This is a genomic window from Leeuwenhoekiella sp. CH_XMU1409-2 (assembly GCF_037029365.1).
GTDB lineage: Bacteria > Bacteroidota > Bacteroidia > Flavobacteriales > Flavobacteriaceae > Leeuwenhoekiella > Leeuwenhoekiella blandensis.
This window is the reverse complement of the sequence record NZ_JAYMEI010000001.1, coordinates 178,945-193,329: the sequence shown is the minus strand read 5'-3', so window position 1 is coordinate 193,329 and position 14,385 is coordinate 178,945. Positions and strand designations below refer to the sequence as shown.

Here is a 14,385-nt window from a genome sequence, read left to right as displayed (position 1 = left end):
CACAAACAATGAAACAATTAATAGTATCGGTAGCCTTTGCAATGGCCCTTTTCACTTCTTGTAAAGAGAAAGCTGAAGAAGCAAATACCGAAGAAGTAGCTGTAGCTACTACCGAAGCAACCCAGCCAGAAGATAGTGAGTGGGAAGTGCTTTTTGACGGAACCAATATTGACAAATGGCACGCTTACAACGGCGGTGATCCAACCCAATGGGAAATCGTAGACGACGTACTCGTCTTTACCCCTGCTGAAAACAGAAATGGATCTGAAAATCTGGTTACAAACGAAGCATACACCAGCTTTGTTTTAAAAATGGATTGGATGATTTCTGAAGGCGGCAACAGCGGGATTATGTGGGCGGTAGAAGAAGATCCTAAATACCATGAGCCTTATGCAACAGGTCCCGAAATTCAGATTCTGGATGATGAGCGTCATCCAGATACAAATGCCGGACCTAGTCACAGATCGGGTGCTCTGTATGATATGATTGGTGCACCAGAAGGGGTTGTTAATCCCGCAGGAGAATGGAACAGCTATGAGATCACTATCGATTACAATACCAATCAAGGCATCATCGTATTGAATGGTGAAGAAGTGGTGACCTTTGCTGTTAAAGGAGAAGCGTGGGAAGATTTAGTATCTAACTCAAAGTTTGCCAGCTGGGAAGCTTTTGCGAAAACAGACACTGGTCTTATCGCATTGCAAGATCACGGACATCAAGTTTCTTTCAAAAACATAAAAATTAAAAAACTCTAACCATGAATAAAAAAATAATAGTTCCGTTTATCGCAGCCGGCTTGCTCTTTTCTTGTGATACTTCAGAGAAAAAAAGTGAAGAAACCAGTGCTCCTGCTCAAGATACAACTGCCGTAGAAGAAGAAGCTCCTATCACAGACCCAGAAGCTACAGAGGTATGGGAACCAGAACCTGAAGTGGTTTCTTTTGATGAAAACAATGTCCCGTCTGACGCCATCGTACTTTTTAACGGAGAAAATCTAGATGCTTGGGAAAGCACCAAAGAAGATGTAGTAAATGCGCCTTGGCAGATCAACAAAGACGGTTCTATGACCGTTGTGGGCGGCACAGGAGATATTCAGACTAAAGAAAGTTTTGGCGATATGCAATTGCACGTAGAATGGCAAGCGCCTCAAGTTGTAGAAGGTGAAGGACAAGGCCGTGGAAATAGCGGAATCTTCTTGCAAGGTTTATATGAAATTCAAGTACTTAACAGTTATGAGAATCGCACCTACTCAAACGGTCAGGCAACTGCAATTTATAAGCAAAGCATTCCGCTTGCTAATGCAACTAAGCCAACTGAAGAGTGGCAAACTTATGATATCATTTACCATCAGCCGGAATTTGACGCCGACGGAACTAAAACTAAAGCCGCTACGGTAACCGTTTTACACAACGGTGTTCTCGTACAAGATCACACAGAAATTAAAGGTACCACCGAATATATAGGTAAACCGAAAAATCCTGCACACGGTGAAGGCCCGATCAAGCTTCAAGATCACGGTAACCCTGTGAGCTTTAGAAATATTTGGGTGCGCAAGCTGTAATCCTAAATACCTTTAAACTAAAAAACCCTCGTAAGCATTTACGAGGGTTTTGTTTTATTCAGTTTCTGCAAGCAATAAAAGCCTACCGACCAGTGGTGCCAATTGTGCCGGAGGACTACCTCGATCAAACTTGGCGCTTCTGCTATAGCTGTCACTCATTATTACAAAAGTAACCGGTACTGCAGCATCGTAAGCTGCAGCATCAGAAGGATTTTCTGTATCGCCGCTGGTGGTAGCAACGTAAGCTTGAGCCAGCCTGTTGAGTTCATTAACCTGAGCTGATGTCAAGGTTTTAGTGATTTTATCACTTCCATCGCGTGTATTTTCAACCATCAGTTGATCTCCTTCAACATGAATGTGATAATAAATTCCGCGAGAAGAAGCTTCATAGTCTATACTTGTATATGACAGTTGCTCCTCGCAACCTTTTGCTGCAAAAACCAGCATAAGCATTCCTAACAGATAATTCATACGTGTTTTTTTAGATACTTAAAATACAAAAAAGGCGCCCTTGAGAGAGCGCCTTTATCATTCCTTTAGCTTTTGAGCGATTTAGTTCAAGAAACTTGATCTTGGTCCGCCAGATGCAAAAAGTGCACGCATACGGCTCTTCTGTCCTTCAGAAAACATATACATACAAGCATCGTTCACATAATCCATATAGTTCATGGTCATGTCTGTGCTTCTGCAATTTACTGTTGGATATGATGGGCAACCGTAGTTTGGCTCGTCTGAAGATGGAGTATCTGCAACAAAATCATCTTGCTTACAACGACCATCACCCCAGATGTGGCGTAAATTTAAGTAGTGACCAACTTCGTGTGTTGTAGTTCTTCCTTCGTCAAAAGGAGCTGCCAAATACCCTGTGCTACCAAAATATTGCGGGCCAACAACTACGCCATCTGTAGCTGAAGAACCTCCAGGAAATTGTGCATATCCTAAAATTCCACCGCCAATATTACACACCCAAATATTCAAGTGTGTGCTTGGGCTTACAACATCAGAACCCCCATTAGAAGAGAACTTCATTTCGTCACGTGTTCCCCAAGAGGTACGTGTAGAAGCAACACGAATGGTTTGGCTCAAGGTAAAATTGATGTCTGAGTCTGCAACTACTCCTGCAAATTCTGAAGGCACCTGGCTCAGATCGCTATTGGTAGCATTAAAATCATCATTAAGCACTGCAATTTGAGAAGCGATTTGTGCATCACTAATATTCTCTTGTGAATTACTATAAATTACGTGAACTACTACCGGGATATTGATGCTTCCTAAACCATCATCAACAGGGTCTGTACCTCCGCCGGTATCTCCACCTCCGCCGCCGTTGCCATTTCCGTTACCGGCACCATCAGGCTTCTTTGAGTTTATGAATTTTCTTACATTCTTTTCAATCGAGTACATCTTATCATACAACTTGTCATCTTCAGACAATTGCCTGTTTAAGTTGGCCATCGAGTAACAAACTTTAGCATTTTTACCGGCACTGGCCTTACCATTGGTCAAATCTTCAGTATAGAGATAAAAATCACTCATATCTACAGCAACTTCCTGATTCTCCGAAACTTGCGAATCGTTTAATTCTTCAGAATTTTCAGCACAGGAGACGACCGCCAATAGTGCAAAACCTAAAATTAGGGATACTTTTTTCATAAATAATGTGTGTTTTAGATTATTATGCTTGTAATATATTATTAATTAACAGAATTTAATATTTTTTTAAGATATTTTTCATTTGCCGAGGATATCTGCTTTTCAGCTTTAAAACGACAATGCCTTTATACACGCTATGATTTGCTATCTTTGCCCCTTTAAATTTATTGCATGATTAAATCTATGACGGGCTTTGGGAAATCGGTTACCCAGTTGCCTACAAGAAAAATAACGATCGAGATAAAGTCTCTCAACAGTAAGAATCAGGACCTTAATGCGAGAATTCCGTCTTTCTACAGAGAAAAGGAACTTGAACTGCGTAATCTTGTAGCGCAAAAACTCGAGCGTGGTAAAATAGATTTTAGCCTTTATGTGGAGCTCAATGGTGAAGAAACCAGCAGCTCGATCAATGCAGACGTGGTGAAACAATATATGAAGCAGTTGCGCGAAGTCACTCCAGATGCAGCTGATATCGAATTATTAAAAATTGCCACACGCCTTCCTGACGCACTTAAAACCGAACGCGATGAGATTGATGAAGAAGAGTATCAATCTATTCTCGCAGGGGTAGAAGAAGCGCTCAATGCAATAGACACGTACAGAGAAGATGAAGGAAAGGCGCTCAAAAAAGATTTTGAGTTACGTATAAAAAATATTGCCGAAAACCTTGAAGAAGTCATCAAACTAGATCCTGAGCGCATGACCGGTGTACGCCAGCGTTTAACCAAAGCAGTAAGTGATCTAAAGACTGAAGTTGATGAAAATCGTTTTGAGCAAGAGCTTACTTATTACCTGGAGAAGTATGATATCACCGAAGAAAAAGTGCGCTTAAGTAATCACTTAAAGTACTTTCAAAAATCCTTGGATTCGGCTGACTCTAACGGTAAGAAATTGGCTTTCATTAGCCAAGAAATGGGACGGGAGATCAACACCATAGGTTCAAAATCAAATTACGCGCCTATGCAGCAAGTTGTGGTACGTATGAAAGACGAATTAGAGAAGATCAAAGAACAACTTTTAAACGTACTTTAAAATGGCTGATACCGGCAAACTCATTGTTTTTTCTGCACCTAGCGGAAGTGGTAAAACCACTATTGTGAGATGGCTTTTGGAGAAAAAAGAACTCAATCTTGAGTTTAGTATTTCGGCGGCTTCGCGAGAACCCAGACCTACTGAAAAAGATGGAGTAGACTACTACTTTCTGTCGCTCAAAGAATTTAAACGCCGCATTAAAGAAGATGAGTTTTTAGAATGGGAAGAAGTATATCGCGATAACTTCTACGGAACCTTGAAAAGTGAAGTAGAACGCATCTGGAAAGAAGGAAAGCACGTTATTTTTGATATTGATGTTGTGGGCGGTTTAGACATCAAAAAGCTGTATCCCGAGCGCACCTTAGCGGTTTTTGTAAAACCTCCAAGTATCGAAGAGTTAAAGATCAGACTAAAAAAGCGCAAGACCGAAAGTGAAGATCGCATCAATATGCGCGTTGCAAAAGCTAGTATTGAACTCGCTACGGCACCGCAATTTGATTACATCATAGAAAACAATGATCTTGATACCGCTTTGGCTGAAGCCTACGAACTTGTAACGAAGCACATCAACGCGTAGTATGAAAATCGGGCTTTATTTTGGCACGTTTAATCCGGTGCACATCGGTCACCTCATCATAGCAAATCACTTTGCAGAATACAGTGATCTTGACAAAATCTGGATGGTCATTACGCCGCACAACCCGTTTAAGAAGAAAAAAACGCTTTTAGATAATAATCACAGGTATCAACTGGTATTAGAAGCGGTAGAAACTTACCCTAAGGTAGAAGCAAGTACTATTGAATTCAATTTGCCTCAACCCAACTATACCTCAAATACGCTTGCGCATCTACAGGAAAAATATCCGCAGCACGAGTTTTGTCTTATTATGGGTGAAGATAATCTGCGCACGTTACACAAGTGGAAAAACTACGAGGTTATTTTAGAGCGTCACGAGATCTATGTATATCCACGTATTGGTGAAAAACAAGCCAAGCCAGAACTGCTCAATCACAAGCACGTTCACGTAATTGACGCTCCGGTTGTAGAAATTTCATCTACAGCCATTCGCAAAGCGATTAAGGAAGGAAAAAATTGCCGCCCTTTATTACCGCATTCGGTTTGGGTTTATATTGATCAAATGAATTTTTACAGGTAAATCCCTCGCGGAAAGCCTATAATCATAACATCCTTTGGCAACACCAACAAAAAAAGCTTCAGTAGTTACTGAAGCTTTTTTATTGTATTAGAAGTTTTGCTTAGTCTACATTGGGAATTCTAAGCACTTGACCCGGATAAATCTTATCAGGATCTTTCAGCATTGGTTTGTTTGCTTCAAAAATCACAGGGTATTTCATAGCGTTTCCGTAGAATTTTTTAGCGATCTTACTCAGCGTATCTCCGGAAACAACAGTATGAAACTGCGCCTCAGGCTCTTTGTGCTCTACTTCCATCTGATCATCTACTTGCGCAATTCCTTCAACATTACCCACGACAAGCCTAACTTTCTCTCTAGTGGTTTGATCTTTTGCTTTCCCGGTCACGGTAGCAGTTTCTCCTTCAATTTTTATATCGAGTCCTTCAACCTCAAGTCCTAAACCTACTACCGTCTCTTTAAGTGAAGCTTCGGCTTTCTTATTTGCTGCAGCAACGGCAGCAACGGCTTCAGCTTTTTTCTCGGCAGCCTCTTCTGCGGTACTTTTACCTATGCCTATTTTTGCTCCGGCATTTTTAATGAATGAAAATAATCCCATGTTTTTGTTCTTAAGTTAGTCTTAGTTTTTGAGCATTCAAGTTACAAAATACCCGTTTAACCCTTTGGCTTCCTATCTTTAAAACTATGTGAATGTTTTAGCTCCGTTAAAGGATTTGACACCTTGAGGCATTTACTCAAAAAAGATCGCCCCGCGAATAAATCAACGGGGCGATCTCAACTAACCAACCAAAAAATCTTCTATTGCTTATTTAGCTAACGCTTTAATCGTTTTTATATTTTGCTCGATCTCACTTTGTTTTAATCGACTTTTACCTTCTGAAGGGGTCTTGTATTGAATATACCCACGACCTCTAAAACGGTATTCACTTCCTGAAGCAGGGTGATATAAGGCTATGGTCGCATCATCTATGATTGAAAGCTCAAAAAACTCATCGGCAAAGTAGTCATAGTCTAGCGTAAGCGTTTTTAAATATGCGTTATTGCTCACGTTCTGAACTTCATAAATCCCGGTGTAATCCCAATAAAGATTGCTTGTAGAACTTCCTATACCGTCCTGCGAACTTTGAAAATTTCCTCCTGATGTAGCCGGTAAGAATTGTAAATAATTCTCTGCGTCAAACTCATTGGACCATCCGGTTGAACTGGTATAAATTTTCTCCCAAGCAACATACTCTTGTAGAAAATAATGAATATTATCATAGAACAAACGGTCGTAATCAAATGTGCTTCGCTGATATCCTTTTAATACAAACGAGGTGTTAGAATACCTGTGGTAAAGTTCGATACTGTTATTAGACAACACCGATACTTCAAAAGAGTAAAACCCATCGATATCATGACCAATGTCAAGGTCGTAATCAAAAATATCATAATACCCCACTTCTATCCCAAAACCATTACCTTGATTACCTATTCCTGCAAGGTTATTATTTGCCATAATCGTTCCATTTAGAAAGGAAAGCGTAAAGGCTTTTTCCATAAACGGGATCGAACCATTTCCGTGGGTTTGATCGATATCTACGTACCAAAGTTCGTAATCTTCAAGTACGGCCGATAGCGGCACTATAGGGGTGGTCACCTCATCTTCGATATACACATCGGTATAGCACGAGGTAAATACGGTAAGCATTAGTAAAAAACTGCTAAGTAATTTTATCGTTCTCATAATCGTTCGGTTTTAAAGATGAATAACTTCTGAAAAATTCAGAATAACCTGTCTTTGGGCAAACCTCAGGGATGTTATCCCTTTGGCAGTGCCATCAAAATTCTTAGCGTTGACGTCGTTGCTTATGAATTGTGTTTTTAACATATTCAAACGGTGTGCCAAAAAAGTATTAAAGTAAAAGTCAGGATTTTACATACCCTCTAAAATGAGTATCTTTGAATCCTCTCAAAAAGTCTAAAAACATAGATTATACAAGGCTTTGCAGAGCAACCCTAAATTGAAAGCAAACTACCTCAGCGTAAACCCATGAGGCATTGGTTGAAAGTGAATTTTCAATTGTGAGGTATCCCAATAACGATCGGGACGGAGTATTAAATCCTTTGGCGTAGTAGCCAATTAATTCTGCTTCTGCAGAAAAAATAAAAGAATATGTCTTTAAAATTTGGTGTTATCGGCGGCGGAAGCTGGGCAACGGCAATCGTAAAAATGCTTACTGAAAACTTAGAGGAAGTAGGCTGGTATATGCGCAGTGTCTATGCTTTAGAACATCTTAAAAAAGAAAAGCACAACCCCAATTATTTAAGTGCGGTAGAGTTTGACACCACCCATTTAAAATTAAGCAATGACATCAATGAGATTATTGATTATGCCGATTATCTCATTTTTGCTGTTCCCTCTGCATTTGTAGGTAAAGAGCTAGAAAAAGTCACCACAAGCCTTAAGGACAAAATTATTTTTTCGGCAATAAAAGGTATTGTGCCCGAAACCGGCCAAATCGTAGGTGCGCACTTTCACGATGCGTATGATATCCCTTTTGAAAATATTGGTGTGATTACAGGACCTTGCCACGCCGAAGAAGTTGCGCTAGAACGCCTTTCATACCTTACCATCGCTTGCGCAGATGAGCAACACGCACAGATCGTTGCAGATCATCTTAAAAGTTGGTACATCAAAACCACCATTAGCGATGACACCATTGGTACCGAATATGCTGCGATGCTCAAAAACATTTATGCGATTGCTGCGGGAATCGCACACGGTTTGGGTTATGGAGATAACTTTCAAAGTGTGTTGATGAGCAATGCGATTAGAGAGATGAAAAAGTTCATCAAGAAAGTACACAAGATGAAGCGCAACATCAACGACTCGGCATATTTGGGAGATTTATTGGTGACAGGCTATTCAGTTTTTAGCCGAAATAGAATGTTTGGCAATATGATAGGTAAGGGGTACACCGTAAAAAGTGCTCAAATGGAAATGAGTATGGTGGCTGAAGGATATTATGCTGCAGAAAGCGCTTTTAAAATCAATCAAGAATTAGGCGCCAAAACTCCGATTATCAATGCGGTTTATCAGGTGCTCTACAAAGGCAAAGACCCTAAGATGACCTTTAAAAAACTTACAGAAAAGCTCGATTAATTATTCAGCTAAAACACCTTCTTTTAGCATTGACGGTACAGGACCTGCATTGGCGTCTTTGATGCTATTTGCCGGGAAAATGAATTTCTTATCATACATTTTTCCGTCTAAGAAATACGTGACTGCAAATTCGTTGGTAAGCTTCAGCACGCTATCTTCTACAAACTCGATCTTAGCATACGCTTTTGCGGGAAGATTTTGCAGCTTATGCCGCATTTGGCTGGTTGATTGCTTGCTGTTATATCCTTTAGAAACGATCAATACCATTTCTAAGGGCTCGTTGGTATCGTTGACCAGATACGCGTTCCAATCGTTAGTGCGATGCGTCTCGTTAAACTCTTTGACCGCAGCCACATAAACACCTTTGACTTCTGGTATGTTAATGTCTTTTTTCATGACTAATCGTCGTCGTTAACCTTCCACATAATCCACAATGCAAGCAATGCGATTGCCATAATTACCAGAAAAACGGTGCCGATCATTATTTTGATCAAGCCTATGGCAAATGTTAATACCGCAACCACTATTGCGATAAAAACCAGAATACTGATTACGGTATATTTTTTCATAGCTATATATTTTATAAAGCGCTCTTAAACTGATTAAGGAAGCGCAAATCATTCTCGCTCAATAAGCGAATGTCTGAGATTTGATGCAGCAATAGTGCAATACGATCGATCCCCATACCAAAGGCAAAACCGCTATATTCTTTAGAGTCGATACCGCAGTTTTCAAGCACATTAGGATCTACCATTCCGCAGCCCATGATTTCTAACCACCCGGTACCTTTAGTCATTCTATAATCGGTTTCAGTCTCAAGACCCCAGTATACATCAACCTCTGCACTTGGTTCTGTAAACGGAAAGTAAGAAGGGCGAAGACGTATTTTACTTTTCCCAAACATTTCTGTAGTAAAGTGCTGAAGCGTTTGCTTAAGATCTGCAAACGAAACATCTTTATCTATATACAAACCTTCAACCTGATGAAAAAAGCAATGAGAACGTGCTGAAATTGCCTCGTTACGAAAAACACGTCCAGGAGAAATGGTTCTAATTGGCGGTTTATTTGCTTCCATATAGCGCACCTGCACCGAAGAAGTATGCGTACGCAGTAAAACGTCTGGATTGGTTTGAATAAAAAAAGTATCCTGCATGTCTCGTGCCGGATGATATTCAGGTAAATTTAATGCCGTAAAATTATGCCAGTCATCTTCAATTTCAGGCCCTTCAGAAACATCAAAACCTATTCTCGAGAAGATCTCTATAATTTGATTTTTGACTACAGAAATAGGATGACGCGATCCTAACTGAATCGCATCTCCAGGTCGTGTAAGGTCTCCATAAACACCTTCTTCTTCTGTAGTCTCCAGACTTGCTTTAAGCGTATCTACTTTATCTTGAACCGTCGTTTTTAACTGATTCATCGTTTGACCAAAAGCTTTCTTTTGCTCATTAGGAATATTCTTAAACTCAGAGAAATACTGATTAAAAAGTCCTTTTTTTCCTAAAAACTTAATTCTAAAAGCCTCTACCTCTTCTAGCGAGTTACCAGTAAACGCTTCAGCTTCGCCAATAAGCTCTTTAATTTTATCTAACATAATGCTCTTTGATTCCCCTTTTGGGTTTTGTATGCAGCCTACCGGCCTGATCAAAATTCCTTCTAAATTTCTACTGTTATGACTCAAACAACAGAAAAATTAGAGGCACAAATTTATGAAATATCGCTGGCTTGGGCTTTATTGTCTCTATAAATATATTGCAGGATAAAAAATACCGCTGTACCGCCAAAAAGATGCCATAACCAGTGGGTTCCCATCCAGAAAAAATCAAAGTCCAAACGCTTGTCTAAAACTCTAAAAAGCACCGCAAATCCAAAAACAACAAATGCGATGATTGCCGGTCTGGCGTGACGCCATTTGGTTTTGATCAAGTAGCCTAGAATTGGGATCAAAATGGTAAGCGCGCTGATAACATAACCTATACTATGCTCTAGCTGCCTCGGGATGGGCAGATAACGCAACCCCACAAAAGCAAGCCCTATACAGGCTACAAAAATGATGCGCCTTCCCCAGGTTTTTTTCCATTTAAAAATAAAATACAAGATGGCCGCAAAGCTTAAACCGCGTATGGGCACCCAATCTAATAAAAGCCAAAGTTCGTCACTACGCAACCCGTGGTATAACGTGCCTCCTACATAACCGATAAAAATAAAAGGTAAAGCAATCATCAAAAACCACTGGTTTTTAGGCTTTCTATAAATCTTGATCCCAAAGTAGATCACTATAAATAAAAAAATGAGATTGCTATACGTATTGAATGGCTCTACCGGAAACCTACCTGCAATGGTTTCCTTGTAAATTGGACCCGTATCATTAGGGAAGTATTCTTGAAGTAAGCTTATAAGCATATATGGAAATAACAAGAATGTAGCAAATACTTAGTGCACAAGCTCTTTCTCAAGAAAATACTGCACAATAGCTTCTTTCATCAGCAATGATTGCTCTCCGGCTTTGAGTGATGGTAATTGCTCTATCATCTCATAATGCGGCCAGCCATCCTCATCTTGATAATCAAAACGGTAATACCCAAAAGGCTCTAGCAACCTGCAAATCGCAATATGCATCAGGTTTATTTTATCATCTTTTTTAAAACGCTTTCCCGGTTTGCCCAGCTCTTGCACACCTATCAAATAGATGATCGCGTCTAGGTCTAAAGGTTCTCCGTCTGCAAAGCGTGCAGATAGTTTATTTACTACTTGCTCCCAGCGTTCTTTAAGTTGTTCGTCTCTTGCCATGCGGCAAAGATAATCAAGAAGAAACAATCAAAATACTAACATATAGCCAAGCTCAAAAAGATTATTTAGCACGATACAGTATCTTTAGCCTATGAACTACTTGGATATCATCTTAGGAATCGTGCTCGTATTAGGCCTTTTTAAAGGTTTAAAAAACGGACTTCTTATTGAAATCGCATCATTAATCGCTTTGATTTTAGGTGTTTATGGCGCTATTCACTTTTCGTACTATGCGGTAGATTTTCTTAATGAAAAAGTAGACTGGAGTGAGCACGCGATAAACCTGACGGCTTTTGCTGTGACATTTATTATTATCGTTGTGGTCATTACGCTTGCGGGAAGACTGCTTACCAAGGTTGCTTCTCTTGCCATGTTGGGTATCGTAAATAGAATTCTGGGAGGGGTATTCGGTTTATTAAAATCTGCTTTTATCTTAAGCGTGCTGATGATGTTTTTCTCGGCAATGACCAACAGCCTTATTGATGAGGAAACCAGAGAAAACTCGGTACTCTACAACACTATTCAACCGCTGGGACCGGCGTTTTTACCTAGCATTTTAAGAGAGGTTGAAGAATTTGAGGATGCTCTGGATGAAGAGGAGCTTAACTATGAGTCGGCCTAGCCTAAGACACGGGCTTGTAATGCTTTTCTCTCTTAAAAAACTCTTCATAACTCTCGGGGTTCTCAACAGTACCTCGCTCTGAAATGATAACCACATTGATATTTTTGTCTTTGGCCCTAAAGCTAAAATCATCTAAGATCTCTATAATATCTTGATCTAGATACTGTGTTTTTCGCACATCTATTTCTAGAAAAGTGTTGGGCTCTAGCCTATTCAGTTCTTTCATAATCGCTCCTTTATTTATAAAAGTCACTTCTTCAGCCAGGGTCATTTTAACCACATCTACTCCGGTCTCCTCTTCTTTTCTCAAATGCAAAAAATGAGAATTCTGATAGCTTTTTATCAAGATCACCACAATGCCTACGCCCAGCCCGAGGCTTATACCAATCAACAAATCGGTAAACACTATACCCAAAACGGTAATGATAAAGGGAATGAATTGTTTCCAGCCTAAAACCCACATACGCTTAAAGGTAGCAGGTTTTGCGAGTTTATACCCCACAAGCAAAAGCACTGCAGCCAATACCGATAAGGGAATCAAGTTTAAAATATTTGGAATAAGAATGATCGAGATTAACAATAAAAAACCGTGTATAATCGCAGCCATTTTGGTTTGCCCACCTGATTGCATATTTGCAGAACTGCGCACAATAACCTGAGTAACCGGAAGACCTCCTATCATTCCCGAAACGATATTTCCCGCGCCCTGAGCAAAAAGTTCGCGATTAGTAGGCGTAGTACGTTTTTTAGGATCTAATTTATCTGTTGCCTCAACACAAAGCAGGGTTTCTAAGCTTGCTACCAGTGCAATTGTAAACGCAGTGATCCAAACCTGAGGTTCTCCAATAACCTTAAAATTAGGAAAGGTAAACTGACCGATAAACGAACTAAAATCATCAGGAACCGGAACTTTAACCAAATGCGCTTTTGATATGCCCCACGTTTCAGAATCCTGAGTTGCGAGGTAATATACAATTCCCAAAACCACAGCAACCAATGGTCCTTGTACCAATTTAAAAAAACGACCTTTCTTGCTTAAAACCGCATCCCAAAGTATGAGAACCGCCATACCGGTACAGGCTATAAGCGTGGCCCCGGGGCTTATCCCGTTAAAGACACGACCTATTTCAGAAAAGGTGGTCTCCCCATCAACTTGAAAAAAAGCCCAATCGCCTTCCGGATCAGCATCGTAACCAAAAAAATGCGGAATCTGTTTCAGTATGATAATAATACCTATCCCGGTAAGCATTCCTTTTATTACAGAAGAAGGAAAATAATAACCTATAATTCCTGCTTTTAGCAATCCAAATACAAGCTGAATAGCTCCGCCCAATACTGTTGCTAACAATAAATTTTGATACCCGCCCAAAGTTGTTATGGCAACGAGAACGATTGCAGATAATCCTGCAGCAGGACCGCTAACTCCAATGTGCGATCCACTTAAAGAACCCACGACAATACCACCTACGATACCGGCGATAAGTCCTGAAAATAAGGGTGCGCCACTAGCTAAAGCAATACCTAAGCATAAAGGTAATGCGACAAAAAACACAACTATACTTGCGGGTAAATCACTTTTTAAATGTTTAAACATAGCTCTAGTTTTTAGGTTAACCCTTTCAATAAAAAGAAAGCGTAAACACTAAGTGTTTACGCTTTATAAATTTTAATCGTCTAATCTATAGATCTCCATTATATGTTCTAGGATCGCATCAAAATCTATTTTTAGATCTATTAGCTTTCCAGAATGGATGTCAAATACCCAGCCGTGCACTGTAAGATTGCGGTTACGTATCGCCTTTTGCACATCTGCCGTCTTGATCACGTTCACACACTGCTCTTGAACATTGAGCTCAACAAACTTTTTGTAACGCTCTTCCTCGTCTTGAATAAGGCTTAATTCCTCTTTATGAATTCTATAAACATCTCTAATGTTTCTTAACCAGGGATTCAATAAACCAAGATCTGAAGACTGCATAGCCGCCTTCACGCCTCCACAGTAATAATGACCACAAACCACTACGTGTTTAACCTTTAGGTGTTCTACCGCATAGTTGATTACAGACATAGAATTAAGGTCAGTATTCGGTACCATATTGGCAATATTACGGTGTACAAAAACGTCACCGGGTCCTACTCCCATAAGCTCTTCAGAAGATACACGGCTGTCACTACAGCCTATGTACAGGATCTCTGGAGATTGCCCCTCAGAAAGCTTTTTGAAATAATCAGGTTCGGTACCTAAGCGCTCCTGAACCCATTCTTTGTTGTTTTGAAAAATCTTTTTAATATCCATAGTAATTGTTTTCAGTTAAAAGTCAGACCATAGCCCGCTTAAAATTATATAAACTAAGCCTTACATCGGTCTTTATCTCTTAAAGAGATTCTAAAAATAGAAATTATGTAGCTCTCTTAAACTAAAAAA

At 39.9% G+C, this 14,385-nt stretch carries 18 protein-coding genes; 7 read left to right on the top strand and 11 right to left on the bottom strand.

The features are described 5' to 3' along the window. The first annotated feature begins 8 nt into the window (after positions 1 to 8). Together WA338_RS00780 and WA338_RS00775 are read left to right on the top strand one after the other, a co-directional pair. Entirely contained in the window at positions 9 to 755 is a 747-nt protein-coding gene (locus WA338_RS00780) for a DUF1080 domain-containing protein (RefSeq protein WP_272987159.1), read from the top strand. Between the two features lie 2 nt (positions 756 to 757). Continuing rightward, a complete protein-coding gene (locus WA338_RS00775; RefSeq protein WP_272987161.1) occupies positions 758 to 1,561 on the top strand; it encodes a 3-keto-disaccharide hydrolase in 804 nt (267 codons plus the stop codon). A gap of 54 nt (positions 1,562 to 1,615) precedes the next feature. Here WA338_RS00775 and WA338_RS00770 read toward each other — a convergent pair whose 3' ends face one another. Together WA338_RS00770 and WA338_RS00765 are read right to left on the bottom strand one after the other, a co-directional pair. Next, positions 1,616 to 2,032, bottom strand: coding sequence for a hypothetical protein (locus WA338_RS00770; protein WP_272987163.1), 417 nt, complete (start codon positions 2,030 to 2,032; stop codon positions 1,616 to 1,618). 81 nt (positions 2,033 to 2,113) lie between these two features. Beyond that, on the bottom strand, positions 2,114 to 3,214 hold the full coding sequence (locus tag WA338_RS00765; protein WP_009778466.1) for a zinc metalloprotease: 1,101 nt from the start codon (positions 3,212 to 3,214) through the stop codon (positions 2,114 to 2,116). A gap of 171 nt (positions 3,215 to 3,385) precedes the next feature. Here WA338_RS00765 and WA338_RS00760 point away from each other — a divergent pair, with 171 nt between their 5' ends. The 3 genes from WA338_RS00760 to nadD are packed head-to-tail and all read left to right on the top strand — an operon-like array spanning position 3,386 to position 5,403. Continuing rightward, positions 3,386 to 4,246: a YicC/YloC family endoribonuclease gene (locus WA338_RS00760; RefSeq protein WP_272987165.1), complete on the top strand. Its 861-nt coding sequence runs from the start codon at positions 3,386 to 3,388 to the stop codon at positions 4,244 to 4,246. 1 nt (position 4,247) lies between these two features. Then, positions 4,248 to 4,823 (top strand): guanylate kinase, encoded by a 576-nt coding sequence (gene gmk, locus WA338_RS00755; RefSeq protein ID WP_009778464.1) that lies wholly within the window; start codon positions 4,248 to 4,250, stop codon positions 4,821 to 4,823. 1 nt (position 4,824) lies between these two features. Beyond that, complete coding sequence (nadD, locus tag WA338_RS00750) at positions 4,825 to 5,403, top strand: nicotinate (nicotinamide) nucleotide adenylyltransferase (RefSeq protein ID WP_272987167.1); 579 nt, start codon at positions 4,825 to 4,827, stop codon at positions 5,401 to 5,403. A 100-nt stretch (positions 5,404 to 5,503) separates the two neighbouring features. Here the strand turns inward: nadD and lysM are convergent, their stop codons facing one another. Both lysM and WA338_RS00740 read right to left on the bottom strand, forming a co-directional pair. Continuing rightward, the gene (gene lysM, locus WA338_RS00745) at positions 5,504 to 5,998 is read right to left on the bottom strand and encodes a peptidoglycan-binding protein LysM (RefSeq protein ID WP_272987169.1); all 495 of its coding nucleotides are present in this window, start codon (positions 5,996 to 5,998) and stop codon (positions 5,504 to 5,506) included. A 207-nt stretch (positions 5,999 to 6,205) separates the two neighbouring features. Then, positions 6,206 to 7,126 (bottom strand): nicotinic acid mononucleotide adenyltransferase, encoded by a 921-nt coding sequence (locus WA338_RS00740; protein ID WP_272987170.1) that lies wholly within the window; start codon positions 7,124 to 7,126, stop codon positions 6,206 to 6,208. A gap of 429 nt (positions 7,127 to 7,555) precedes the next feature. Between WA338_RS00740 and WA338_RS00735 the strand changes: the two genes are divergently transcribed. Then, positions 7,556 to 8,545, top strand: coding sequence for an NAD(P)H-dependent glycerol-3-phosphate dehydrogenase (locus tag WA338_RS00735; RefSeq protein ID WP_272987172.1), 990 nt, complete (start codon positions 7,556 to 7,558; stop codon positions 8,543 to 8,545). Here WA338_RS00735 and WA338_RS00730 read toward each other — a convergent pair whose 3' ends face one another. The 5 genes from WA338_RS00730 to WA338_RS00710 all read right to left on the bottom strand — a co-directional run bounded on the left by WA338_RS00730 (position 8,546) and on the right by WA338_RS00710 (position 11,338). Beyond that, positions 8,546 to 8,941 (bottom strand): hypothetical protein, encoded by a 396-nt coding sequence (locus WA338_RS00730; protein WP_009778459.1) that lies wholly within the window; start codon positions 8,939 to 8,941, stop codon positions 8,546 to 8,548. 2 nt (positions 8,942 to 8,943) lie between these two features. Beyond that, entirely contained in the window at positions 8,944 to 9,114 is a 171-nt protein-coding gene (locus WA338_RS00725; RefSeq protein ID WP_009778458.1) for a hypothetical protein, read from the bottom strand. An 11-nt stretch (positions 9,115 to 9,125) separates the two neighbouring features. Beyond that, positions 9,126 to 10,142: a phenylalanine--tRNA ligase subunit alpha gene (gene pheS / locus WA338_RS00720; protein ID WP_009778457.1), complete on the bottom strand. Its 1,017-nt coding sequence runs from the start codon at positions 10,140 to 10,142 to the stop codon at positions 9,126 to 9,128. A 113-nt stretch (positions 10,143 to 10,255) separates the two neighbouring features. Then, a complete protein-coding gene (locus WA338_RS00715) occupies positions 10,256 to 10,951 on the bottom strand; it encodes a membrane protein (RefSeq protein ID WP_009778456.1) in 696 nt (231 codons plus the stop codon). 30 nt (positions 10,952 to 10,981) lie between these two features. Then, positions 10,982 to 11,338, bottom strand: coding sequence for a hypothetical protein (locus WA338_RS00710; RefSeq protein ID WP_040532443.1), 357 nt, complete (start codon positions 11,336 to 11,338; stop codon positions 10,982 to 10,984). A gap of 91 nt (positions 11,339 to 11,429) precedes the next feature. Between WA338_RS00710 and WA338_RS00705 the strand changes: the two genes are divergently transcribed. Beyond that, positions 11,430 to 11,960, top strand: a complete 531-nt coding sequence (locus WA338_RS00705) for a CvpA family protein (RefSeq protein ID WP_009778454.1) — start codon at positions 11,430 to 11,432, stop codon at positions 11,958 to 11,960. Position 11,961: 1 nt separating this feature from the next. Here WA338_RS00705 and WA338_RS00700 read toward each other — a convergent pair whose 3' ends face one another. Both WA338_RS00700 and WA338_RS00695 read right to left on the bottom strand, forming a co-directional pair. After that, the gene (locus tag WA338_RS00700) at positions 11,962 to 13,554 is read right to left on the bottom strand and encodes a SulP family inorganic anion transporter (protein ID WP_009778453.1); all 1,593 of its coding nucleotides are present in this window, start codon (positions 13,552 to 13,554) and stop codon (positions 11,962 to 11,964) included. 72 nt (positions 13,555 to 13,626) lie between these two features. Beyond that, entirely contained in the window at positions 13,627 to 14,256 is a 630-nt protein-coding gene (locus tag WA338_RS00695) for a carbonic anhydrase (protein WP_009778452.1), read from the bottom strand. Positions 14,257 to 14,385: the final 129 nt, after the last annotated feature.

Coding starts and splice junctions, on each gene's coding strand:
- gmk (WP_009778464.1), top strand. CDS start 4,248: ATGGCTGATACCGGCAAACTCATTGTTTTTTCTGCACCTAGCGGAAGT.
- WA338_RS00765 (WP_009778466.1), bottom strand. CDS start 3,214: ATGAAAAAAGTATCCCTAATTTTAGGTTTTGCACTATTGGCGGTCGTC.
- WA338_RS00760 (WP_272987165.1), top strand. CDS start 3,386: ATGATTAAATCTATGACGGGCTTTGGGAAATCGGTTACCCAGTTGCCT.
- WA338_RS00770 (WP_272987163.1), bottom strand. CDS start 2,032: ATGAATTATCTGTTAGGAATGCTTATGCTGGTTTTTGCAGCAAAAGGT.
- WA338_RS00775 (WP_272987161.1), top strand. CDS start 758: ATGAATAAAAAAATAATAGTTCCGTTTATCGCAGCCGGCTTGCTCTTT.
- WA338_RS00705 (WP_009778454.1), top strand. CDS start 11,430: ATGAACTACTTGGATATCATCTTAGGAATCGTGCTCGTATTAGGCCTT.
- WA338_RS00780 (WP_272987159.1), top strand. CDS start 9: ATGAAACAATTAATAGTATCGGTAGCCTTTGCAATGGCCCTTTTCACT.
- lysM (WP_272987169.1), bottom strand. CDS start 5,998: ATGGGATTATTTTCATTCATTAAAAATGCCGGAGCAAAAATAGGCATA.
- WA338_RS00700 (WP_009778453.1), bottom strand. CDS start 13,554: ATGTTTAAACATTTAAAAAGTGATTTACCCGCAAGTATAGTTGTGTTT.
- WA338_RS00695 (WP_009778452.1), bottom strand. CDS start 14,256: ATGGATATTAAAAAGATTTTTCAAAACAACAAAGAATGGGTTCAGGAG.
- WA338_RS00725 (WP_009778458.1), bottom strand. CDS start 9,114: ATGAAAAAATATACCGTAATCAGTATTCTGGTTTTTATCGCAATAGTG.
- WA338_RS00740 (WP_272987170.1), bottom strand. CDS start 7,126: ATGAGAACGATAAAATTACTTAGCAGTTTTTTACTAATGCTTACCGTA.
- WA338_RS00715 (WP_009778456.1), bottom strand. CDS start 10,951: ATGCTTATAAGCTTACTTCAAGAATACTTCCCTAATGATACGGGTCCA.
- nadD (WP_272987167.1), top strand. CDS start 4,825: ATGAAAATCGGGCTTTATTTTGGCACGTTTAATCCGGTGCACATCGGT.
- WA338_RS00735 (WP_272987172.1), top strand. CDS start 7,556: ATGTCTTTAAAATTTGGTGTTATCGGCGGCGGAAGCTGGGCAACGGCA.
- pheS (WP_009778457.1), bottom strand. CDS start 10,142: ATGTTAGATAAAATTAAAGAGCTTATTGGCGAAGCTGAAGCGTTTACT.
- WA338_RS00730 (WP_009778459.1), bottom strand. CDS start 8,941: ATGAAAAAAGACATTAACATACCAGAAGTCAAAGGTGTTTATGTGGCT.
- WA338_RS00710 (WP_040532443.1), bottom strand. CDS start 11,338: ATGGCAAGAGACGAACAACTTAAAGAACGCTGGGAGCAAGTAGTAAAT.